The sequence below is a fragment of the Streptomyces sp. NPDC087859 genome, assembly GCF_044742595.1.
In the GTDB taxonomy this organism is placed as follows: Bacteria; Actinomycetota; Actinomycetes; order Streptomycetales; family Streptomycetaceae; genus Streptomyces; species Streptomyces canus_F.
This window is the reverse complement of sequence record NZ_JBIUUU010000034.1, coordinates 19,871-42,593: the sequence shown is the minus strand read 5'-3', so window position 1 is coordinate 42,593 and position 22,723 is coordinate 19,871. Positions and strand designations below refer to the sequence as shown.

Genomic DNA, 22,723 nt, shown 5'->3' with positions numbered 1-22,723 from the left:
GGGCCCCTCCCGGCGCGGGAGCGGGCCCTTCGGCGTTGCCGGGAAGTCCGGCGGGACTCAGCCGAGGACCACGCAGGACGCGGCGGGCAGTTCGGTGGACCCGCTCCGGCGCGGCAGTCCCGTGTCCGGGTCGACCGCGAACCAGGTCACGTCGCCGGAGCGTTCGTTCGCGACGTAGAGGAAGCCGTCGGACTCGGCGAGCGCCCGCGGCCAGTGGCCCCCGCAGGGCACGGTCCCGATGAGCCGCAGTCGCTCTCCCTCGACGGCGAACGTGGACAGGACGTCCTCACCGCGGGTGGCGGTCCATACGAAGCGGCCGTCGGGTGCGGCGACGACGCCCGACGGGTAGGCGTCACCGGCCGGGGCTCCCGGCAGCACCTGGGCCTCCGTGAGGGGCTCCAGGAGGCCCTCGGCGGCGTTCCAGCGGCAGACGGTGACGGTCGGGGCGAGTTCGTTGACCACGTACGCGTACCTGCCGTCCGGGTGGAAGGCCAGGTGGCGGGGGCCGGAGCCGGGGCGCAGGGCGATCTCGCGATGGAGGACCGGGCTGCCGCCGGTCAGCGTGCACACCCGCGCCGAGTCCGTGCCGAGGTCGATGCTGACGACCCACCGCCCGCTGGGGTCGGCCTGGACGTGGTGGGGGTGCGGGCCCTGCTGGCGGCGGGCGTGCGGGCCGGAGCCGGTGTGCCGCAGCACGCCGGAGGCGGCGGGGGCGAGGGTGCCGTCGGGGCGGACGGGCACGGCCGTGACGCTGCCGGAGCCGTAGTTGGCGGTCAGGACGTGTCCGTCGTACAGGCCCAGGTGGGTGGGCCCGTCACCGCCGACCCGCACCCGTGCGCCGGCCGGCTCGAGCTTGTCGCCGGTGACCCGGTACGCGGCCACCGCGCCGTCGGCGGTCTCGCTGACCGCGTAGAGCGTGCCCCCGTCGGGCGCCAGGGCCAGATACGCGGGGTCGGGTACGCGGTCCACGCTGCTCAGGGGCGTCAGGGCGCCGCTGTCCGGGTCCACCGCGGCTGTCACGATGCCGGGGCCCCCGGCCGCCGTGAACGACCCGATGAAGGCCCTCCGCTGCCGTTCTGCCACCGCTGTCCCCTCTCGGTCCTGTGCCGTTCGGGGCGACCGTAGCAGTGGATCACGAACGGTCTAGACCAAATGGGGGACGATCTGCTCGATTTTCCGCACGGTTCACGAACCCGCGACGGAAGCGGCGACGGCCCGCGGACCGCTCCCGCACGGGCCGACGGGGGTCAGGCTCCGACCAACGGTGACCCGGACGGTGTCCGCAGCGGCGTGGCCAGCTCGGTGAGGGCCCGTTCCAGACCGTGGAGATGGGCCAGCGCGGGCTCCGCGGCGGGCGGACCGTCCACCCGCGCCACGTCCTCGCGCCTTCCACCGGTGAGCGCCTCCACCGCGGCCTCCACCCGCCAGCAGGCGGCGGCCAGGCGGGCGTCGTGCGAGGCCTCGGCGTCGGCGGCGACGGCGACCAGGCCGCGGACCTCACGGGCGCAGTCGTCGAGCAGGGCGAGCACCCGGCCGGCGCGCCGCTTGCGGCCGAGCATCGGGTTGAGCGGGTGCACCAGCGGTGCGACGGACAGCCGTACCCGGCCGAGCAGTTGCTCCAGTTCGGCCACGCGCGGAGCCGGGTCGGCGCCCGGCACGCCCCGCAGGCGGGCGGCGGCCTCGGCGGTGCAGGCGTGGACGCAGCGCAGGGCGCGCTGGATCCAGGCGTCGGTGGTGGTGTGGGTGCTGACCGGCAGCACGAACAGCACGGCGAGCATCGCGCCGAGCGCCCCGACACCGGTCTCCACCAGGCGCAGGGCGAGCAGACCGGGGGTGAGCAGGCCGAAGAGGCCGTAGAGCAGCTCGGCGAGGACGGTGACGCAGAGCATCATCCACGTGTACGACACGGCGGCCGTGTAGAAGATCCCGAAGACGCACAGGGCGAGGAGCACGGCCGAGGGCACCGCCGACCCCGCCACCGGAACGGCGACGAGCAGGCCGAGGCCGAGGCCGATCACGGTGCCGAGGACCCGCCGGAAGCCGCGCACGAGGGTCTCCCCGCGCGAGGTGGTGTTGACGAAGACCCACCAGGTCGCGCCGACGGCCCAGTACCAGCGCTCCGGGGACACCAGCTGGCCCACGACGAGCGCGAAGGCCGCCCCGGCGGTCGCCTGGACCGCCTGGCGGGTGGTCACGCGGGCGAGGCCGGTGCCGGCGGGCGGTGCGGGTACCGGGGCAGGCGGCAGTCGGCGCTCGTAGCACCACGCGCCGAAGCGCACCGCGGCGGCGATCAGCACGGACAGCAGGACGGCCGTGTACAGCTCGGGCAGCCGGTCCGGGGTCGCTCGCAGGAACTGCGCCACGAAGAAGGTCATGAACGCGAACACGCCGAGGCTGTGACCGCGCGGGCCCCAACGGCGCGCGTACACGCCCGCGCCGATCACGGCGAGGAAGGTGAGGTCACGGGCGACGGGCCGGTCGTGCAGCACGGCCGCGACGGCCAGCACGGGAAGGCCGACGACGGGCAACAGCGCGGTGGTGACCGCCTGCCCTCGGACCGTGGCATCGGTGACGGTGAACAGGGCGAGCAGCGCGGCGAGCCCGCCGGTGACCGCGCCGACGAGGGAGTGTCCGGCGAGGCCGCAGAAGGCGACCGCGAGCCCGATGCCGAGCACCGCCCGCGTGGCGAAGCGCAGCCGTACGCGCCCCGGGTCCGCGGCCATGAACACCCTCTTCAGCACTGCTGTCCGCCCCCTGCTCACATCCAGGCCCGAATCCCGGCACGAAAAAGGCGCCGCGGGGTCCGCAGCGCCATCGACACGCTCATTGCAGCATCGCCACCACTGCTGGCTCAAGTGGCGTCGAATATCCTGGGCCATTGGTACAGCGGAATCGGTCCTTGCCCGTCCATCAGCGGGCCAACGGACCACGGACGAGGAGGCGCCGCGCACCATGGCCGTGGACGAGCTCGACACCCGCATCCTGAGGCTGCTCCTGGAGCAGCCCCGCACGAGCGTGCGCGAGTACGCCCGTGTCCTCGGCGTCGCCCGCGGCACGCTCCAGGCCCGCCTGGACCGTCTGGAGCGCGACGGTGTGATCACCGGCACGGGTCCGACCCTCTCCCCCGCGGCCCTCGGCCACCCGGTGCTGGCGTTCGTGCACATCGAGGTCACCCAGGGCCGGCTCGACGACGTGGGCGACGCACTGGCCTCCGTACCGGAGATCGTGGAGGCCTTCTCGATCGCGGGCGGCGGAGATCTGCTGACGCGGGTCGTGGCGCGGGACAACGCGCATCTCGAGGACGTGATCCAGAAGGTGATCAGCCTGCCGGGCGTGGTCCGCACCCGTACGGAGGTGGCGCTGCGCGAGCGGGTGCCGCAGCGGCTGCTGCCGCTGGTGGAGTCGATCGGCCGCTCCGTCCGTACCTGACATCCTGAACACCATGAGCAAGCTCGGCACCCTCTCGGTCATCTTCGATCTCGACGGAACGCTCGTGGACAGCGAGCCGAACTATTACGAGGCGGGCCGCCAGATCCTCGCCGAGCACGGCGTACCGGACTTCACCTGGGCCGAGCACGAGCGGTACGTCGGCATCAGCACCCTGGAGACGGTCGGGCTCTGGAAGCGGGAGTACGGCCTGGACGCCTCCGTCGAGGAGCTGTTCGCCGCCAAGAACCGCCGCTATCTGGAACTGGCCCGCGCGAACACTCCCGTCTACCCGGAGATGCGCAAGTTCGTGGAGCTGCTGGCCTCCGAGGGCGTTCCGACAGCCGTGGCCTCGGGCTCGTCACCGCAGGCCATCGAAGCGATCCTCCGGGGCACCGGACTCGCCGCCTTCCTGCGTACCGTCGTCTCCGCCGACGAGGTCGAGCGCGGCAAGCCCGCCCCGGACGTCTTCCTGGAGGCGGCCCGACGGCTGGGCGCGGACCCGGCGCACTGCGTGGTCCTGGAGGACGCGGCCCCGGGTGCCGCCGCCGCACACGCGGCCGGGATGCGCTGCATCGCGATCCCGTACGTCGCCGCGCAGGCCGACGCCCCGGAGTTCACCACCGCGAGTCTGCTGCTGCGGGGCGGTCAGGCGGAGTTCACGGCACGGTCCGCGTACGACTGGATCGTGCGCTCGGCGTCGTCGTCCTGATCCGGCGTCATGACACGGTCTCTTCCTGCACTCCGAGCAAGTGCAGGAAGAGGGCGGTGACTTCGCGGACCGCGTCGTCGTACCGGTCGGGCCGCTCGGCGGTCACGCGCGCGAACTCCACGCACATGCCGCCCACCGCCCGCGCCAGGGTCAGCGGTTCGGCGGCCGGCGTCGCACGCCCCCGCTCGACCAGGCGACCGATGTAGCGGGCGAGGCGGTGGACGGGCCGTTCCCTGATCTCCACCCACACCGCGCCCACGTCCGCGTCGGTACGGGCCTGCTGCTCCAACAGCCGCAGCAGCGGCAGGTGTTGCACATAGGCCGCGATGAAGGCGCCCACGGACGCCTCGGCGACGGCACGGGTGTCGTCCGTGTCGACGCCCGGCACGTCCTGGGCGGCGAGGAACGCGTCCCGTACGCGTGCCGCGAGAACACGGAAGATCTCTTCCTTGGACGCGAAGTACACATAGAAGCCCGCCCTGGACACCTCCGCCTCGGCCGTGATGTCGGCGACGGTGGCCGGACCGTGACCGAGCCGGGCGAAGACGGTCTCGGCGGCGTCGAGGAGGCGCGCCCGGGCCGGTGCCTCGGTGCGGTCGCGGGCGGTGCGGACCGCCCAGGGCTTCTGCGTGCGGGTCACGCGGCGAGCATATTGACGTTGACGTCAATGTCAATGAGCATGACCGAGCCGGTCGTTGACGTCCTGGAGGCTCACTCATGGGTGCCGTACTCGTCGCCAACCGCGGGGAGATCGCCGTACGGGTGCTACGGGCCGCCGCCGAGGCCGGGCTGCGCACGGTCGCCGTCCACGAGGAGGGCGACGAGGCACATCTGCGGCTGGCCGACGAGTCCGTGCCGCTGGGCGGATACCTGGACGCGGACGCCCTCGTGGACGCCGCCGTGCGCACCGGCTGCTCCTTTCTCCATCCCGGTTACGGCTTCCTCAGCGAGGACGCGGACTTCGCGCGGCGGTGCCGTGACGCCGGGATCACCTTCGTCGGGCCCTCCCCGGACGTGCTGGACGTCTTCGGGGACAAGGTGCGGGCGCGTGAACTCGCGGTGGCGGCAGGGGTTCCCGTGCTTCCCGGGGCGCGGGGCGGCCTGGCGGGAGCGCGGGCGGTCCTGGCCGGCGGGCCCGTGATGGTCAAGGCGGTCGTCGGCGGCGGCGGGCGCGGGATGCGGGTCGTGCGACGGGCCGAGGAACTGGACGAGGCCTGGGAGCGGTGCCGCTCGGAGGCGTCGCAGGCGTTCGGCCGGGGCGAGTTGTACGCCGAGCGGCTGCTGGAGGGGGCCCGGCATGTCGAGGTGCAGGTCGTCGGGGACGCGACGGGTGCGGTCGGTCATCTGTGGGACCGGGACTGCACCGTCCAGCGCCGCCACCAGAAGGTGATCGAGATCGCGCCCGCGCCCGAACTCTCGGACGCGGTACGGGAGAAGCTCCTCGACAGCGCCCTGCGGATGGCCACGGCGGCCCGCTGTTCGAGTCTCGTCACCTTCGAGTTCCTGGTCCTGGGCGACCGGTTCCACTTCATCGAGGCCAACCCGCGCCTCCAGGTGGAGCACACGGTCACCGAGGAGGTGACGGGTGTCGATCTCGTCGCCGTGCAGCTGCGGCTGGCGGCCGGTGCCACGCTGGCGGAGCTGGGGCTGGCGGGGCCGCCGACGCCGCCGCGCGGGTTCGCCGTGCAGGGGCGGGTGAGTGCGCGGGGACGGGGACGGATCACCCGCTTCGACGTGCCGACGGGGCCGGGGGTCAGGGTCGACACGGCGGTGCGGCCGGGGGACGAGGTCGGCGTCCGGTACGACCCGTTGCTCGCGAAGGTCGTCGCCCATGTCCCGGACGGCGGTGCGGAGGCGGCCTGCGCTCGGCTGCGGCGGGCCCTGGGCGAGTTCGCCGTGGAGGGGGTGCGGACCGGGATTCCGCTGCTGCGGGAGGCGCTGGCCGCACCGCGGTGCTGGACGCGGGCCCTGCCCGAGGAGGAGCTCACGGCTCCTGCGGGCGGCGCCGTCACCGCCCCCGTGAGCGGGACGGTCGTGTCCGTCGACGTCGCTCCCGGCGAACCGGTGCGTCCCGGGCAGCGGTTGCTGGTGATCGAGGCCATGAAGATGGAGCACGTCGTGCGGGCGCCCGGCGCGGGGCTCGTGGTCGCCGTGCACGCGCGCGTGGGGGCGACGGTCGGAGACGGGCAACTGCTGGTGGCTCTGGACGAGGTGTCCGGGGCGGCCGGCGAGGAGGTGTCCCCGCAGGCCGTCGATCCGGACGCCGAGCGCCCCGACCTGGCCGAGGTCCGGCACCGGCACTCCTTCGGACTGGACGAGAACCGGCCCGAGACGGTCGCGAAACGGCATGCCCTGGGCCGGCGTACCGCCCGCGAGAACATCGAGGACCTGTGCGACGCGGGCTCGTTCACCGAGTTCGGGGCGCTCGCCGTCGCCGCCCAGCGCAGGCGCCGCTCACTGGACGACCTGATCCGGTCGACGCCGGCGGACGGCATGGTCACCGGCACCGCGCGCGTCGGCGGCGAACCGTGCGTGGTGATGTCGTACGACTACACCGTCCTGGCCGGTACCCAGGGCCTGCAGAACCACCGCAAGACCGACCGCATGCTGGAGCTCGCGGAGGAACGGCGGCTGCCCGTCGTGCTGTTCGCGGAGGGCGGCGGGGGCCGGCCCGGGGACACGGACACGACCGCCGTGGCCGGGCTCGATGTGACCACCTTCCAGCGGATGGGGCGGCTCAGCGGGCTCGTTCCGCTCGTCGGCATCGTCTCGGGGCGGTGCTTCGCGGGCAATGCCGCGCTGCTCGGCTGCTGTGACGTGGTCATCGCGACGCCCGAGGCGAGCATCGGGATGGGCGGGCCCGCGATGATCGAGGGCGGTGGGCTCGGTGTGTACCGGCCGGAGGAGGTCGGGCCGCTGTCGGTGCAGGTGCCCAACGGGGTGGTCGACATCGCCGTGGCGGACGAGGCGGAGGCGGTGCGGGTCGCCCGGCGGTATCTGTCGTACGTCCAAGGCCCGCAGGGCAGTTGGGAGGCGCCGGACCAGCGGTTGCTGCGGCAGGCGGTCCCCGAGAACCGGCGGCGGGCGTACGACGTGCGGGCGGTGGTGCGCGGGCTGGCCGACAGCGGCTCCGTGCTGGAGCTGCGGGCCGGGTTCGGCATCGGGGTGCTGACGTCCCTGGTGCGGATCGAGGGGCGTCCGCTGGGGCTGATCGCGAGCAATCCGGCGCATCTGGGCGGGGCGATCGACCGGGACGCGGCCGACAAGACGGCGCGTTTCCTCCAGTTGTGCGACGCGTTCGGGCTGCCGATCGTCTCGCTGTGCGACACCCCAGGATTCATGGTCGGCCCGGACGCCGAACGGACCGCGACCGTACGGCACTTCGCGCGGCTCTTCGTGACCGGCGCGAATCTGCGGGTGCCGTTGGTGAGTCTGGTGCTGCGCAAGGCGTACGGACTCGGGGCGATGGCGATGATGGGCGGCTCGACCCGCGCTCCTGTGGCCACCGCCGCCTGGCCCAGTGGGGAGTTCGGCGGGATGGGGCTGGAGGGTGCCGTCCGGCTGGGCTACCGCAAGGAGTTGGCGGCGATCGCGGACCCGGCCGAGCGGACGCGTGCCTTCGAGGCGCGGGTCGCCGAGTTGTACGAGCGCGGGAAGGCGGTCAACACGGCGGCGGCGCTGGAGATCGACGCGGTGATCGACCCGGCCGGGTCGCGGGACTGGATCCTCGCGGCACTTCAGGGGTGCCCCGCCCCGCGGCCGGGGCACCGCCCGTTCGTCGATACCTGGTGAGCCGCTACGGCCGCGTCTCGTGCGAGGGCTTCGCCGCCGGCTGGATGTTCTGGTTGAGGCGGAAGACGTTGTCCGGGTCGCGGTCGGCCTTGACGCGGGCCAGCCGGTCGTAGTTGCCGCGGTAGCTGGCCCGGACGCGTTCCTGGCCCTCGTCCATCATCATGTTCACGTAGGCGCCGCCCGCCGAGTACGGGTGCAGCGCGTCGAAGTAGTCGACCGTCCACCGCTTGATCAGCTCGGCGTTGGCCGGGTCGGGGTCGACACCGGCGTAGACCGACGCCCAGCGGGCGTGGCGGTAGGCCCAGGGGGTCTCGTCCTGGCCCACGTCGTGGGCGGCTCCGTCGATCGGGTAGAGATGCATGGTCGACTGCATGGTGGGGACCTCGGCGCCGAACTTGGCGTGGAGTTCGACGGCCTCGTCCGGGATGGTCTCGACGAAGTCGGCGCGCCAGTACCACTGGTGACCGGGCGGGTAGAGCCCGTCGAACGCGGACTGGATGTCGGGGTGCTGCATGGGCATGGGGGCGTGCAGCAGCGGCTGGGGCAGGGCGTCGAGGAGCGGGGCCATCTCGCGGGCGGCCGCCTCGGGGTCGGCGCCGGCGTAGCACCACACCACACCCGCGGTCTTGCGGAGCTGGATCTCCTCGGGGAACGGCGGGGCCGGCGGCACGGTGCCGTGCAGGAAGAAGCCGTTGAGCTCGCGGGGCGCGTTCGGCAGGAAGTCCCGGTAGGCGGCGAGGACTTCGGCGCTGTCCTCGACGGCCCAGAAGGTCGGTCCGGCGACGACGGTGCTGATCTCGTGGAGCCGGAACAGGAAGGACGTCACGACACCGAAGTTGCCTCCGCCGCCGCGGATCGCCCAGAACAGGTCGCTGTTCTCGAAGCCGCTGGCCTGTACTTTGCGGCCGTCGGCGAGGACGACGTCGGCCTCCAGCAGGTTGTCGATGGTCAGCCCGCATTTGCGGGTGAGATGGCCGAGTCCGCCGCCGGTGGCGATGCCGCCGACACCGGTGGTGGAGATGATGCCGCTGGGGGTGGCGAGACCGTGCGCGTTGGTGGCGCGGTCGACCTCGCCCCAGACGCAGCCGCCGCCGACTCGTACGGTGTGGGCGTCCGGGTCGACCTGGACCTCTTTCAGGGGGGACAGGTCGAGAACCACCCCGTCGTCGACGGTGCCGAGACCGGCGCCATGGTGGCCGCCGCCGCGAACGGCGAGGGGCAGGTCGTGTGCGCGGGCGAAGGCGATCACGCCGGCGACGGCATCCGCGTCGGCGCAGCGGGCGACGAGCGCGGGGCGCCGGTCGATCATGGCGTTGTAGACGGTCCGGGCCTCTTCGTAGGCGGCGTCGTCGGGGCCGATCAACTCCCCGGTGAATTCGGTCAGTTCCCTGCGTGCCGCCTGAGCGATCGTGGTGGTCATGCGGTCCCCCGTTCAGGAATCGTATGATTCGGGTCAATTCGTATATTCTACTCGCGTCGCACCACAGTGGACATCCGTGGCCGTCACCCAGCTCGGGGCCGCCGGGTACCTACGTTTCGCCCGGAAGCGAAGCCTCACGTTCCGTAAGCAGCCCGAGCCGCGCCGCGCGGTCGGCGGCGTGCCGCCGGGAGGGCGCGTCGAGTTTGTCGAGGACGGCGCGTACGTGGTTGTCGACGGTGCGCACGGACACGACGAGCCGGGCCGCGATCTCGGCGTTGGTCAGGCCTTCCGCGAGCAGTCGCATGACCTGGAGCTGGCGCCGGGTCAGGCCTGCGGGGTTCTCGCGGGTCTCGGCCAGGGGGCCGCGCGGGATGTGGCGGACGCCGAGCTGCCGCAGTTCGGTGCGGAGCAGCCGGGCCCGGGGCTCGGCGCCCAGGGCGTCCAGGGCGGCGAGAGCGCTGAGCTTGTCGGCGGGGTCGGGGCTCTCGGCAAGGGCGACGGCGTGTTCGTAGGGGCAGCCCGCCGTCTCCCACAGGGTGGCGGCCGTGCGCCACTGGCCGCGGGCCTGGAGCGCGTACGGATGGTCCGAGTCCTCCAGTGACACGCGGTGCCCCGCCTTGGTGAGCCAGTAGCCGAGCTCGGCGCGGTACGGGATGCCGGGCAGTCGGTCGGCCTGGGCGTGGACGGGTCCCGCCGCCGCGGCGACGGCGGCGAGGTCGCCGCGCAGCCACGCCGCCTCCGCGAGGGCCGCCGCCACCGGTCCGGTGCGTTGCAGTTCCCTGGTCCGTACGGCGATCTGCCAGGCCTCGGCGAGGAGTTCGGCGGCGCCGGGCCGGCCGCAGCGGGTGCGGACCCGGGCGAGCACGGTAAGGGCGGGGCAGCGGGCGGGCACGAAGTCGTGCATGCCGTACTCGGCGTGCCTCTCGGCGTCGTCCCAGTCGGCAGCGGCGAGCCGGCGTATGGCCAGCTCGACGTGGAGGTAGTTGAGGAAGCCGAGGTGTTCGGCGCGGTCGGCGAGGTCCATCGCCGGGACCAGGAACGTGTCGGCCTCCTCGTACCGGAGGTTGTCGAGGAGGGTCCAGATCAGGTTGGCGTAGGACCGGCAGGCGTGTTCGACCTCGCCGGCGACGAGCGCGACGTCGAGGCTCTCCTCCAGCTGCCACCGCCCGGCGGGGTCCCCACCGCGCCAGCGCGCGCAGCCGACGTTGTTGAGGGCGTGGGAGAGGATCGCCGCGTCGCCCGCCTTGCGGGCCAGGACGATGGCGCGTTCGCCGAGTTCCACGGCCTCGGCGTAGCGGTCGGACAGCATGCGCAGCTGGGCGGTGTTGCTGACGGCGAGGGCCAGGAGACGGTCGTCGCCGGCGTGTTCCAGCACGGTGACGGCCTCCCGGGCGGCCTCCTGGGCCTGGTCGGCGTCCCCGGCCCACCAGTGGATGCGGGACAGCCAGCGCAGATCGGCGCCGAGGGCGAGGGTGTCGCCGAGGGAGCGGCGCAGGGCTACGGCCTCGCGCTGGGCGGTGACGGCGGTGGCCGAGTCGGCGATGGTGTAGCTCTCCACGGCATGGCGTTCCAGCAGGTCGGCGAGTTCGGCCGGGGCGTAGCGATGACGTTGCCGCAGGACGAGGCGGAGCTGGGCGGCGGCCTCGCGGTGGGCTCCGGCGCCGGCGGCGTCCTTGGCCGCGTCGGGGCCGTAGCGGGCGATGGCGTCCTGGTCGCCGGCGCGGTCGGCGTGGTGGACAATGCGGGCGGCGTCGGAGCCGGGCCGGGCGACGAGTGCGGCCAGGACGTTGCGGTTGAGTTCGATACGGCGGGCGGCGGGCAGGGAGTCGGCGACGGCGCGCCGGATCAGCTCGTGCCGGAACGCCACGCGCTCGGGCGCCACGGCGAGCAGCCCGCGCTGCTCGGCCTCCGCCAGTACGGCCACACCGTCCGCCAAGAGCGCGTCCACGAGCGGGCGTTCGACGGCCGAGGGGACGACGGCGAGCTGCTCCAGCGCGTCCAGCGTGGCCGCGTCCAGTCCGCGCAGCCGGGCGAGGACGGCGTCGACGACGGTCGGGGGCACTCCCCCGGTGCCTCCGGCGGCCATGATCTCGGCGACGAAGAACGGGTTGCCCGAGGTCACCTCGTACACCTGGGCGGCGTCGAGGCGCCCGGAGGCGCTCAGTGTGCGGACCGCGTCGAGGGACAGCCGGGCGAGGGGCAGCCTGTGCACTCGGGGCGTACGGGAGACCTGGCCGAGGAGGTGGCGCAGGGGGTGGTCGCGGCTCAACTCGTCGTCGCGGTAGGTGAGGACGAGGAGGGCGGGTAGCTGTTCCATGCGCCGGACCAGGAAGCGCAGGGCGTCCAGGGAGGCCTCGTCGGCCCAGTGGACATCCTCGACGACGAGGACCGCCGGATGCGGGGTGCCGGCGAGTTCGCCGTGCAGGGCCTCATAGACCCGGTGCCGGTCGCCGCCCTCCATGACGGCCCGTGCCAGGTCGGCGCCGACGCTGCCGACGAGGTCGCGGAACGGGCCGAGGGGGCGCCGGGTGGCGAGGTCGTCGCACTGTCCGACGAGGACGCGCGCCCGCTCGGGCAGCCGCTCCGGCATCGCCTTCACCAGACTCGACTTGCCGATTCCCGCCTCGCCGAAGACGAGCGCCACCGCACCGGCGCCGTCAGCCGCCTGTCGTGCGGCCACGGCCAGTCGCGTCAGTTCGGGCTCGCGTTCGAGGAGCCACCGATCCACGCGCCAGATTCTGCCACCGCGGCACCGGACGGGCCCCGTCTCCGCGCTTTCCGCCCGCAACGACCTGGTGACCGGCGAACAGTGACTTCTTGACCGAACGGCCGGAACTGATCGCTCCAGACCCGTTGACGCTCACCCGCCCCCTCCCTATCGTCTGGTCGACCATTCGAATGGCGTTCGAAATATAGAACACCGATAGAGGAGCACACATGGCACCGCCCCTCTCCAGACGAAACCTCCTCCAGGCCGCCGCCCTCGCCGTGGCCGCGCCCGCGATCTCGTACGCGGCGAGCGGCCGGGCCACCGCGGCCACGGCCACCGCCTCCGCAGCCGCGGCCGCGCCCGCCGCCTGGACCGTGCAGCCCTTCGCGCTCGACGAGGTCGCCCTCGGACCCGGTGTCTTCGCCGACAAGCGGCAGTTGATGCTCGACCACGCGCGCGGCTACGACGTGAACCGGCTCCTCCAGGTCTTCCGCGCCAACGCGGGCCTCTCCACCGGCGGCGCGGTCGCACCCGGCGGCTGGGAGGGCCTGGACGGCGAGGCCAACGGCAATCTGCGCGGCCACTACACCGGCCACTTCCTGACCATGCTGTCGCAGGCCTACGCGAGCACCGGCGAGCAGGTGTTCGCGGACAAGATCACGACCATGATCACCGCCCTCACCGAGGCCCGCGCCGCCCTGCGCACCGACCCGAAGATGCTCGCCGTCACCGGGAAGTGGGGCGCCGCACAGGAGAACGTGCGCGGCTCCTACCAGTACGTCGACCTGCCCGCCGCGGTCCTCGGCGGCGCCTCCGCGATCACCCTGTCGGTGTGGGTCAGGCCCACCCACGACGCCAACTGGCAGCGCGCCTTCGACTTCGGCAACAACACCACCCGGTACATGTACCTGGCCACCCGCAACGCGAGCGGTGTGCCCCGGTTCGCCATCACCACCAACGGCGCGGGCGGCGAACAGGCCCTCAACGGCACGGCCGCGCTGCCGCTGAACCAGTGGAGCCACCTGGCCGTCACGATCTCCGGCAGCACCGGCACGCTGTACGTCAACGGCACGGCCGTCGCCACGAACACCGCGATGACCCTCAACCCGGCGGCGCTCGGCACCCTTGCCAACAACTGGCTCGGCCGCTCGAACTACGCGGGCGATCCCGTGTACGCGGGCGCCTACGACGAGTTCAACGTCTGGTCACGCGCGCTGACCCAGGCCGAGATCACCTCGCTCCAGACCAACGAGGCCAAGCTCTCCGCGGCGGGACTCGGCAACCTCGTCTCGTACTGGTTCCAGGCCACCGGCGGCGGCACGTTCCCGGACGGCTCCGGCCGCGGTCTGACCGCCACGCTGCGCCGCACCTGGGGCGGGCCGAGCCACCCCGGGTTCCTGGCGGCGTACCCCGAGACACAGTTCATCGACCTGGAGACGAGGACCGCCAGCGACTACACCAAGGTGTGGGCGCCCTACTACACCGCGCACAAGATCCTGCGGGGTCTGCTGGACGCGTACGCCGCCACCGACGACGCGCGCGCCCTCGACCTCGCGTCCGGCATGGGCGACTGGATGTACTCCCGGCTGTCCGTCCTGCCCGAGGCGACGCTCCAGCGCATGTGGGGGCTGTTCTCCAGCGGCGAGTTCGGCGGCATCGTCGAGGCGATCGTCGACCTGCACTCCTCCACGGGGAAGGCCGAACACCTCGCGCTGGCGAGGCTGTTCGACCTCGACTCCCTCATCGACGCCTGCGCCGCGAACACCGACACCCTCAACGGGCTGCACGCCAACCAGCACATACCGATCTTCACCGGTCTGCTGCGGCTGTACGACGCGACGGGCGAGACGCGCTACCTGACCGCCGCCAGGAACTTCTGGGGCATGGTCGTACCGAACCGTATGTACGGCATCGGCGGCACCAGCACCGGCGAGTTCTGGAAGGCCTCCGGGCTGATCGCGGGCACCATCAGCGACACGAACGCCGAGACGTGCTGTGCGTACAACATGCTCAAGCTCAGCCGGACGCTGTTCTTCCACGAGCAGACCCCGAAGTACATGGACTACTACGAGCGGGCGCTGCTCAACCAGGTACTCGGCTCCAAGCAGGACAAGGCCGACGCGGAGAAGCCGCTCGTCACCTACTTCATCGGGCTGACACCCGGTCATGTGCGGGACTACACGCCCAAGCAGGGAACGACCTGCTGCGAGGGCACCGGCATGGAGAGCGCCACCAAGTACCAGGACTCGGTGTACTTCAAGGCCGCCGACGGCGGCACGCTCTACGTGAACCTCTACAGCCCGTCCCGACTGACCTGGGCCGAGAAGGGGGTGACGGTCACTCAGAGCACCGACTACCCGCGTGAACAGGGCACCACGCTCACCTTCGGCGGCGGCAGCGCGGCCTTCGCCCTGAAGTTGCGGGTGCCGTCGTGGGCCACGTCCGGATTCCGCGTGACCGTCAACGGCACCGCGGCGAGCGGGACTCCGGCCGCCGGGAGCTACTTCACGGTGTCCCGGACCTGGAAGGCGGGCGACGTCGTCCGGATCACCGTCCCGTTCCGGCTGCGCGTCGAAAAGGCCCTGGACGACCCGGCGTTGCAGACCCTCTTCTACGGTCCGGTCAACCTGGTCGCCCGCAACTCGGCCACCAGCTACCTGCCGTTCGGGCTGTACGCCAACGCGGCCCTGTCCGGCGACCTGCTGCCCACCCTCGCCCCGGTGAGCGGCAAGCCCCTCCACTACACCCTCGGCGGCACGGAGTTCGCGCCCTTCCTGGAGGGGTCGGAGAATCCGACGCACGCCTACTTCCGGCGCTCGGAGCCCAAGGTCGTCTTCGGCACCCTCGACTCCGGGATCGCCAACCCCGCGAAGTCCGACGGCACCACGCTGCTCGACGAGATCTGGGCGGGGGCGCCGTACGCGAGCAAGAGCGCGCTCGTGACCAAGGTGACGAGCACCGTGAACGCCTGGGTGTCCGCCGGGCTGCTCTCCCAGGCGAACGGCCAGGTGGTGATCAACACGGCGGGGCAGGCGACCTACGTGTCCTGAGTCCTACGAGCGGCGCCGGGGCTTGCCGCGCCTGGCGCCCTGGGTCTTCTTGGCGGCGGGCGGCTTGCGTCGCCCGCCGGCCGCGTCGGGGCGCTTGGGCTGCTTCTTCGGCTCGGCCTTCGCCTTGGCCTTGTCCTGAGCGGCCGGGCGGCCGCGGGTGCTGTTCACCGTGCGGCCGCGGACGATGCCGATGAAGTCCTCGACCATGTCCGTGGTGGCGTCCTCCGGCCACGACAGCGCGACGGACGACACGGGGGCGTCCGTGACCGGCCGATAGGTGAGGTCCTTGCGGTGGTGCAGCCGGGCGAGCGACTGGGGGACGACGAGGACGCCGATGCCGGCCGCGACCAGTTCGACGGCGTCCTCCGTGGTCGCGGGACGCTCGAAGGCGGGCTGTCCCGGCAGCCGCGGCCACTCCAGGACGTCGTCCAGGGGGTGCAGCACGATCTCGTCGGCCAGGTCCTCGGTGGTGACCTCGTCGACCGCGGCGACGACATGGTCCTTCGGGACGACGACGACCGTGCTCTCCTCGTAGAGCGGGATGGCGCTGAGCACCGTACGGTCCACCGGCAGCCGGACGAGACCGGCGTCCGCGGTCCCGTCCCGCAGCGCGTCGCGCGCCTCGGCGACGGAGAGCTGGAGGAGGGTCAGCGGGATGTCGGGCAGTCGCTCGTTCCAGATCCGCACCCACTTCGAGGGGGTCACGCCGGGGACGTAGGCGAGCCGGAACTGCGGGGGTTCTTCCGAGCCTGTCACCTGGCCAGGTTACCGGCCGTGGTCGGCGGACGTTCACCCAGTCGATACCCTGGACACCATGACGCAGCACCAGAGCACCCAGACGATGAAGCCCGCGACCGCGGCGAAGAAGCTGGGTGTGTACCTCGAGGCCACCCCCGCCGAGTTCCGTGAGGGTGTCGTCTCGCGGGCACAGCTCACCGAACTCCAGGCCGATCCGCCCCAGTGGCTCCAGGATCTCCGTGCCCAGGGCCCGCACCCCCGTCCGGTGGTCGCGGCCAAGCTCGGCGTGTCCATCGCGGGCCTGGCGCGCGGCGGCGTCACCGAGCCGCTCACCACCGAGCAGATCGAGGCGCTGAAGCAGGAGCAGCCCGAGTGGCTGGTCAAGGAGCGCGCCACCCAGGCCGAGGTCCGCACCGAGACGGTCCGGATCAAGAAGAAGCGCGCCGAGGAGGCGGAGAAGGCCGAGCGCGAGGCGCGCGGCTGACCGCAGCTGCCCCCGCGCTCCGCCGCCCGGATGGATTCCCGCGTCCGGCGAGTGCAACGCCGCTCGTGGTGACTGCCTGGATGATCCGGCGACGGAAGGCTGTCGCGCATGCTCACACCTCATGCGCGGTCAGCACGGCGCCGGCACGACGGACGTCGCCGCCGGTCCCTCCTGGCCCGGGCCGGGACGGTCGTGGTCACCGTCCTGGCACTCGTCCTGACCCTTCCGGGCACCGCCCTCGCGGCCCCGGGCGACCTGGATCCCGGCTTCAGCGGCGACGGCAAGGTCCTCACGGGCTTCGCCGACGACGATCACGCCAATGACGTGGCGGTGCAGTCCGACGGAAAGATCGTCTCGGTCGGCACCTCCACCGACGAGTCGGTGCTGGAGAGCCGCTTCGCGCTGACCCGCCACCACACCGACGGCACCCTGGACACCGCCTTCGGCGGCCGCGACGGCGACACCCCCGGCACGGTGACGACCGCCGTCAACACCATGGACACGAACTTCCAGTGGAGCGAGGCCCACGCCGTGGTCCTCCAGGCCGACGGCAAGATCGTCGTGGTGGGCAGCAGCTGGCGGGAGTACGAGAACTGCTGCTGGTTCGTGGTGGTCCGCTACAACGCGGACGGCACCCTGGACGACACCTTCAGCGGCGACGGCCGGGTCTTCGCCGACATCGACGGCCCAACCGAGGCCCTCGACGTGGCGATCGACTCCAGCGGTCGGATCGTCGCGGCCGGCTACACCGGGGGGCACATGGCCGTGCTCCGCCTGACCAGCAACGGCACCCCGGACAACACGTTCGGCGGCGACGGCACGGTGACCGCCAATCCGGCGGGACCGGTCCTCCAGGAGGGCGGGGACGGCCGTGCCCTGGCCCTGCAGGCCGACGGGAAGATCGTCGTCGGGGGCGAGGTCGGCTCCACCCGCTTCGACTTTGCGCTGATGCGCTTCAACACCGACGGCAGCGTGGACACGGGCTTCGACGGCGACGGCATCGTCCGCACCGACTTCGGCGGCTACGACGGCGTGGAGTCGCTGGCGGTCCAGCCCGACGGCAAGATCGTCGCGGCGGGCGGCAGTGACGGCCGGGCCGCGCTGGCCCGCTACCACACCAACGGCAGCCTGGACACGAGCTTCGACGGCGACGGCCGGGTCCTCACACCCGCGGCCGGTGCCGCCGACATGGTGCTCCAGCCGGACGGGCGGATCATCGCCGCCGGCACCGCGGGCAGCGACTTCTCGGTCCTGCGTTACCACACCGACGGCAGCCTGGACAGCGGCTTCGGCACCGCCGGTCAGGCGACCGCGGACTTCGGCGGCGTCGACACGGCACGCGGCGTGAAGCTCGACTCCGCCGGCAGGATCGTCGTCGCCGGCTCGGGCGGTCCGAACAGCGACTTCGCGCTGGCCCGCTTCCAGGGCGGCGGCAGCACGCCACCGCCGCCGAGCGGCACGGACCTCTCGGTCACGAAGAGCGGCACCGGCACGGTGAGCATCGGTGACCGTGCCACGTACACCGTGGCGGTCACCAACACCACCGCCGGCACCACGGCGACCGGCGTCACCCTCACCGACACCCTCAGCGGACTCGCCGCCTCGGTCGTCTCCGCCACCACCACCCAGGGCAGCTGCACGATCACCGCCACCGGCGCCACCTGCGCCCTCGGCAGCCTCTCCGCCGCCGGCCCCGGCGCCACGGTGACGATCGTCGTGGAACCCCGCGCCATCGGCACCCTCACCGACCGCGCCACGGTCACCGCCACCACGACCGACCCGGCCGCCGCCAACAACACGGCCACCAGGACCACCACCGTCAACAACGCCCGCGGCTGCACCCGTATCGGCACCAGCGGCAACGACACCCTCACCGGCACCTACAGCAACGACGTGATCTGCGCCCTCGGCGGCGACGACACCGTCAACGCGAGCTACGGCAACGACACCGTCCACGGCGGATACGGCAACGACCGCCTCGACGGCCAGTTCGGCGACGACACGCTCAACGGCGGCCCCGGCAACGACAACCTGATCGGCAACTACGGCACCGACAACCTCAACACGGTCGACGGCGTCTCCGGCAACGACACCGCCAACGGCGGCTTCAACACCGACACTTGCACGACCGACGCGGGTGACATCCGCATCAGCTGCCCCTGATCCGAGGCACAGCCACACGGCGGCGGCCCTCCCTGCCCCGGAGGGCCGCCGCCGCATGCGTCGCCACGCGTCCGAGAAGTGACGGCCCTCCCGAGTCACCCCACGCACCACTCTGGACGCCCTGGGAAACCCTGGCCTAGGCTGTGCAGCAAGCGCTTTCTAAACAACCAGCCAGTCCGTCATGCGCCGAGCTCCGCCGACAGTTCCGTGCGCGAGCCGACGCGGACCGGCGCGGAAAGGTAGCGTTCCGTGCCGCACCACGAACCGAACGGCCAGTCAACGTCCTGGACCCGTAAGTCCTTCCTGCGGGGAATGGCCGCAGCAGGAGCGGCTCCCCTGCTCCCCGGACTGCTGCCCGCCGCGACCGCCCGGGCCGCGGACTCCGGCCGACCCGACTTTCTCCTCGTGGGCGAGGGCGCCGCCGTCGACGTGTTTGTGGACACCGTCGACGACCCCGCCGTGATCCGCGCCGCCGGCGATTTGCGGGCGGACATCGAGCGGGTCGGCGGAGTACGGCCGGGGCTGCTGCACGAACTGCCCACGAGGACGGACCGGTTGGTTCTGGTGGGCACGATCGGCTCGAGTCCGGTCATCGACCGCCTCGTCGCGGCCGGGCGGCTCGACGTCTCCGGGGTCCGGGGGCGCTGGGAGGCCTCCGTGACCCAGGTGGTGGAGCGCCCGGTGCCCGGCGTGCGGCGCGCCCTGGTCATCGCGGGCAGCGACCGGCGGGGCACCGTCTACGGCGTCTACGACACCTCGGAGCGCATCGGGGTCTCTCCCTGGTACTGGTGGGCCGACGTGCCGGTCGAGCGCCGTGACACCGTGACGGTCCCGGCGGACACCATCAAACGGCGTGAGCCGTCCGTCCGTTACCGCGGTGTCTTCATCAACGACGAGCAGAACCTGACCACTTGGTCGCACCGCACCCAGGAGACCGACAAGAACATCGGCCCCGAGACGTACCAGCGCGTCTTCGAGCTCCTGCTCCGGCTCAAGGCCAACTACCTGTGGCCGGCCATGCACCCCTACTCCGACTTCTTCAACAAGCACCGCGAGAACCCCGAACTGGCCGACCGCTACGGCATCGTCGTCGGCTCCAGCCACCCCGAGGCACTGCTGCGCAACGGCGTCCACGAGTGGGAGCCGTGGGCCGCCGAGCACCCGAACGCGGACGGCACCCCGCCGGTGTACGACTACACCGTGAACCCGGCGGTCATCTCCGACTACTGGAGAGCCCGGGCGAGACAGAACGCGGCGTACGAGAGCAGCTGGACACTCGGCATGCGCGGGCTGCACGACAGCGCGCTGGAGACGAAGTACGCGACGACGATCCCCGAGAAGGTCGTCGTGATGAACGACATCATCGCCGACCAGCGCCGGACCCTCACCGAGGAGGTCGGTCCGGCGGCCGAGCCGCAGATCTTCATCCCGTACAAGGAGGTGCTGGACCTCTACAACGCGGGCGTCCAGGTCCCCGAGGACGTGACCCTGATCTGGCCGGACGACAACCACGGCAACATGCGCCAGCTGCCGAACGACACGGAGCGCGCCCGCCCGGGCGGCAACGGCATCTACTACCACCTCTCCTACTGGGGCCGCCCGAAGAGCTACCTGTGGCTGGACACCACCCAACTGGCCAAGGTCTGGCAGGAGTTGCGCCGTGTGTACGAGCACGGCGTCGACCGCATGTGGATCTTCAACGTGGGTGACCTCAAGTCGATCGAGACCGGGCTGTCCTTCTCCATGGACATGGCCTGGGACGTGGACCGGTGGGACGCCGACGACGTGGAGGACTTCCTCGCCGAGTGGGCGGGACGGCAGTTCGGGCATCTGCACCGGCGGGAGATCGCGGCGATCCGCACCGAGTACTACCGGCTGGCGGCGGAGCTGCGGCCGGAGTTCATCGCCCGCGGGATCCTGTCCGTGATCCACCACGGCGACGAGGCGGGACGCCGGCTGGGTGCGTACGACCGGCTGCTGGACCGGGTGCGGGCGGTGGGCGCCGAGTTGCCCGAGACGTACCGGGACGCCTTCTACGAACTGGTCGAATACCCGGTCCACGGCGCCTGCTTGATGAACCTCAAGTACTACTGGGCGGACCGCAACGGGCTGGCGGTGACACAGGGGCGCGGTGCCGGGACCAACCGGTTCGCGGACCTGGCCGAGGCCGCCCACGCCCAGGAGGCGGCGCTCACCAAGCGATACAACACCGAGGTGGCGGGCGGGAAGTGGGACGGGATCGTGAACCCGTACCCCTCGCAGATCCCCAAGGCACCCGGGCGGCCGAGTGTCACACGGGTCTCCCGGCGCGAGACCTCGGGGCTGGGAGTGGCGGCCGAGGGGAACGAGACCGGGGCGGCCCGGCCGCTGTCCTTCTCCTCCTACACCCGCGACCGGCGCTTCGTGGACGTCTTCAACACCGGCTTCCTCGCCCTGGACTGGACGGCCGAGCCCGGCGCCCCCTGGCTCCGGCTGAGCTCGGCGGGCGGATCCCTCACCGAGCAGACCCGGGTGTGGGTCGAGGTCGACTGGGCGCGGGCACCCGAGGGCACGCTCGACACGACGGTCACCTTCGCCGGGGCCGGACAGAGTGCCGAGGTGCCGGTGCGCGTGGTCAACGACGGGGAGCGGGCCCTGCGGCGGGCCCGGGGGTTCGTCGAGGCCAACGGGTTCGTGTCGATCGACGCCGCGCACTTCGCGCAGCGGGTGGCGCGGGGCGGTGCGCGCTGGCGGATCGTACGCGGGCTCGGTCGTCGTACGGGCGCGATGGAGGCGGTCCCGTCGACGGCCGCCGCGGTCACCGAGGACTTCGCCGACCGGGCACCGGAGTTGAGATACCGGGTGCGGTTCTCGAGCACGGGCACCTTCCCGGTCACCGTGTTCCGGCTGCCCTCCCTCGACGAGCGCGGCCAACGCCGGGTGGCCGTCGCGCTCGACGACGGGCCGGCCACCGTGCTCACCGGGCAGTCGGTCGCCACCGGCAACCGGGGGGACGCGTGGGCGCGTCAGGTGGAGGACGGCGTCGAGAAACTGACGGCGCACGTGACCGTCACCGAAGCCGGTGACCACACTCTGCGGATCTTCATGGTGGACGCGGCGATCGCCGTGGACCAGATCGTCGTCGACACCGGCGGACTGCCCGTCAGTTACCTTGCCCCGCCCGAGAGTTATCACCCGGTGTTCAACCCCGAGCCCGCCTACGAGCCGGGGCTGGACGTGCCGGGGCAGTAGGTTGCCCGCATGAGTGAGAGCACATCCCGGCTGGCCGGGAAAGTCGTGGTGGTCACGGGTGCGGCCCGTGGCCAGGGCGCCGCGGAGGCGGCCGCCCTGGCCCGGGCCGGGGCCGAGGTGATCGCCACCGACGTACGGCCGGAGGGCGCCGGCTGCCGTCGCCTCGACGTGAGCAACGAGACCGACTGGGCCGAGCTGGCCGCCGAGTTGAGAGCGACGTACGGCCATGTCCACGGTCTGGTCAACAACGCGGGCGTCATCCGGCGCGGACGGCTCGGGGAGGTCGGCCCCGAGGAGATGGCGCAGGTGCAGGCGGTCAACACGACCGGTCCCCTGCTCGGCATCCAGCAGCTCTCCCCGCTGATGCCGCCGGGCTCGTCGATCGTCAACGTCGGTTCGTCGGCCGCGCTGACCGGCTACTACCCCGTCGCTTACACCGCCAGCAAGTGGGCGCTGCGCGGGGTGTCGAGGATCGCGGCGATGGAGCTGGGGCCGCGGGGCATCCGGGTCAACACGATCCATCCGGGCTACATCGAGACGGACATGACGGCCGCGGCCACCGAGGCGTTCCGTGAGACGACGATCCGCGAGACGCCGCTCGGGCGCAGCGGCAGGGCCGACGACATCGCCCCGCTCGTGGTCTTCCTGATCTCCGACGAGTCCTCGTTCATCACCGGGACGGACATTCCGGTGGACGGCGGACTCACGGCTCACGGCGGCGTCAAGTCCATCTCGGACGCGATGCGGCCGGACGGACCGTAGCGAGAGCTCCGTGCGGACCGCCGGTCCCCCGCGCCGGCGGTCCGCACGGAGAGAGGGTGAGATCCAGGCATCCCCTCCGAGCCTGTTCTCCCCTGTCTGCGGTCGCCGGGGCGCCGATGTGCTGGAGTACACGAGAACGTCGCTGTTGCTCTGTTGCATTCTGGAGGGGCAAGAGGTTGCGCAGGTATGGGTACAACTGCGTATGCGAACGAGTGGAGCAGGAACGTGGCACAGG

14 protein-coding genes are annotated in these 22,723 nt (G+C 72.2%); 8 read left to right on the top strand and 6 right to left on the bottom strand.

Translation table 11 applies throughout. The features are described 5' to 3' along the window. Window positions 1–57 precede the first annotated feature (57 nt). Window positions 58–1,083 carry a lactonase family protein gene (locus ACIOHP_RS47970; protein WP_401897881.1) on the bottom strand — a complete coding sequence of 342 codons (1,026 nt, stop codon included), beginning with the start codon at window positions 1,081–1,083 and terminating at the stop codon, window positions 58–60. Between the two features lie 164 nt (window positions 1,084–1,247). Then, window positions 1,248–2,741, bottom strand: coding sequence for an FUSC family protein (locus tag ACIOHP_RS47965; RefSeq protein ID WP_401897879.1), 1,494 nt, complete (start codon window positions 2,739–2,741; stop codon window positions 1,248–1,250). Between the two features lie 211 nt (window positions 2,742–2,952). Between ACIOHP_RS47965 and ACIOHP_RS47960 the strand changes: the two genes are divergently transcribed. Together ACIOHP_RS47960 and ACIOHP_RS47955 are read left to right on the top strand one after the other, a co-directional pair. Beyond that, on the top strand, window positions 2,953–3,429 hold the full coding sequence (locus tag ACIOHP_RS47960; protein ID WP_361492479.1) for an Lrp/AsnC family transcriptional regulator: 477 nt from the start codon (window positions 2,953–2,955) through the stop codon (window positions 3,427–3,429). Window positions 3,430–3,442: 13 nt separating this feature from the next. Next, complete coding sequence (locus ACIOHP_RS47955; protein WP_401897877.1) at window positions 3,443–4,138, top strand: HAD family hydrolase; 696 nt, start codon at window positions 3,443–3,445, stop codon at window positions 4,136–4,138. Between the two features lie 7 nt (window positions 4,139–4,145). On the opposite strand, the gene ACIOHP_RS47950 is transcribed toward ACIOHP_RS47955, so the two are convergent. Beyond that, on the bottom strand, window positions 4,146–4,778 hold the full coding sequence (locus ACIOHP_RS47950; protein ID WP_401897874.1) for a TetR/AcrR family transcriptional regulator: 633 nt from the start codon (window positions 4,776–4,778) through the stop codon (window positions 4,146–4,148). Between the two features lie 77 nt (window positions 4,779–4,855). Here ACIOHP_RS47950 and ACIOHP_RS47945 point away from each other — a divergent pair, with 77 nt between their 5' ends. After that, window positions 4,856–7,930: a carboxyl transferase domain-containing protein gene (locus tag ACIOHP_RS47945; RefSeq protein ID WP_401897872.1), complete on the top strand. Its 3,075-nt coding sequence runs from the start codon at window positions 4,856–4,858 to the stop codon at window positions 7,928–7,930. 4 nt (window positions 7,931–7,934) lie between these two features. Here the strand turns inward: ACIOHP_RS47945 and ACIOHP_RS47940 are convergent, their stop codons facing one another. Both ACIOHP_RS47940 and ACIOHP_RS47935 read right to left on the bottom strand, forming a co-directional pair. Then, window positions 7,935–9,350 (bottom strand): FAD-binding oxidoreductase, encoded by a 1,416-nt coding sequence (locus ACIOHP_RS47940; protein ID WP_401897870.1) that lies wholly within the window; start codon window positions 9,348–9,350, stop codon window positions 7,935–7,937. A 109-nt stretch (window positions 9,351–9,459) separates the two neighbouring features. After that, entirely contained in the window at window positions 9,460–12,078 is a 2,619-nt protein-coding gene (locus ACIOHP_RS47935; RefSeq protein ID WP_401897868.1) for an ATP-binding protein, read from the bottom strand. Between the two features lie 209 nt (window positions 12,079–12,287). On the opposite strand from ACIOHP_RS47935, the gene ACIOHP_RS47930 reads away from it, so the two are divergent. After that, window positions 12,288–15,110 (top strand): beta-L-arabinofuranosidase domain-containing protein, encoded by a 2,823-nt coding sequence (locus tag ACIOHP_RS47930; protein ID WP_401897866.1) that lies wholly within the window; start codon window positions 12,288–12,290, stop codon window positions 15,108–15,110. A gap of 3 nt (window positions 15,111–15,113) precedes the next feature. On the opposite strand, the gene ACIOHP_RS47925 is transcribed toward ACIOHP_RS47930, so the two are convergent. Next, a complete protein-coding gene (locus tag ACIOHP_RS47925) occupies window positions 15,114–15,866 on the bottom strand; it encodes a LysR substrate-binding domain-containing protein (protein WP_361549643.1) in 753 nt (250 codons plus the stop codon). A 58-nt stretch (window positions 15,867–15,924) separates the two neighbouring features. Here ACIOHP_RS47925 and ACIOHP_RS47920 point away from each other — a divergent pair, with 58 nt between their 5' ends. The 4 genes from ACIOHP_RS47920 (at window position 15,925) to ACIOHP_RS47905 (ending at window position 22,488) form a co-directional block, all read left to right on the top strand. Then, the gene (locus ACIOHP_RS47920) at window positions 15,925–16,332 is read left to right on the top strand and encodes a DUF5997 family protein (RefSeq protein ID WP_401897863.1); all 408 of its coding nucleotides are present in this window, start codon (window positions 15,925–15,927) and stop codon (window positions 16,330–16,332) included. 108 nt (window positions 16,333–16,440) lie between these two features. After that, the gene (locus ACIOHP_RS47915) at window positions 16,441–18,495 is read left to right on the top strand and encodes a calcium-binding protein (RefSeq protein ID WP_401897860.1); all 2,055 of its coding nucleotides are present in this window, start codon (window positions 16,441–16,443) and stop codon (window positions 18,493–18,495) included. Between the two features lie 312 nt (window positions 18,496–18,807). Further along, window positions 18,808–21,726, top strand: coding sequence for a glycosyl hydrolase 115 family protein (locus ACIOHP_RS47910; protein WP_401897859.1), 2,919 nt, complete (start codon window positions 18,808–18,810; stop codon window positions 21,724–21,726). 9 nt (window positions 21,727–21,735) lie between these two features. Further along, window positions 21,736–22,488 carry an SDR family NAD(P)-dependent oxidoreductase gene (locus ACIOHP_RS47905; RefSeq protein ID WP_401897857.1) on the top strand — a complete coding sequence of 251 codons (753 nt, stop codon included), beginning with the start codon at window positions 21,736–21,738 and terminating at the stop codon, window positions 22,486–22,488. The last annotated feature ends 235 nt before the right edge of the window (window positions 22,489–22,723 follow it).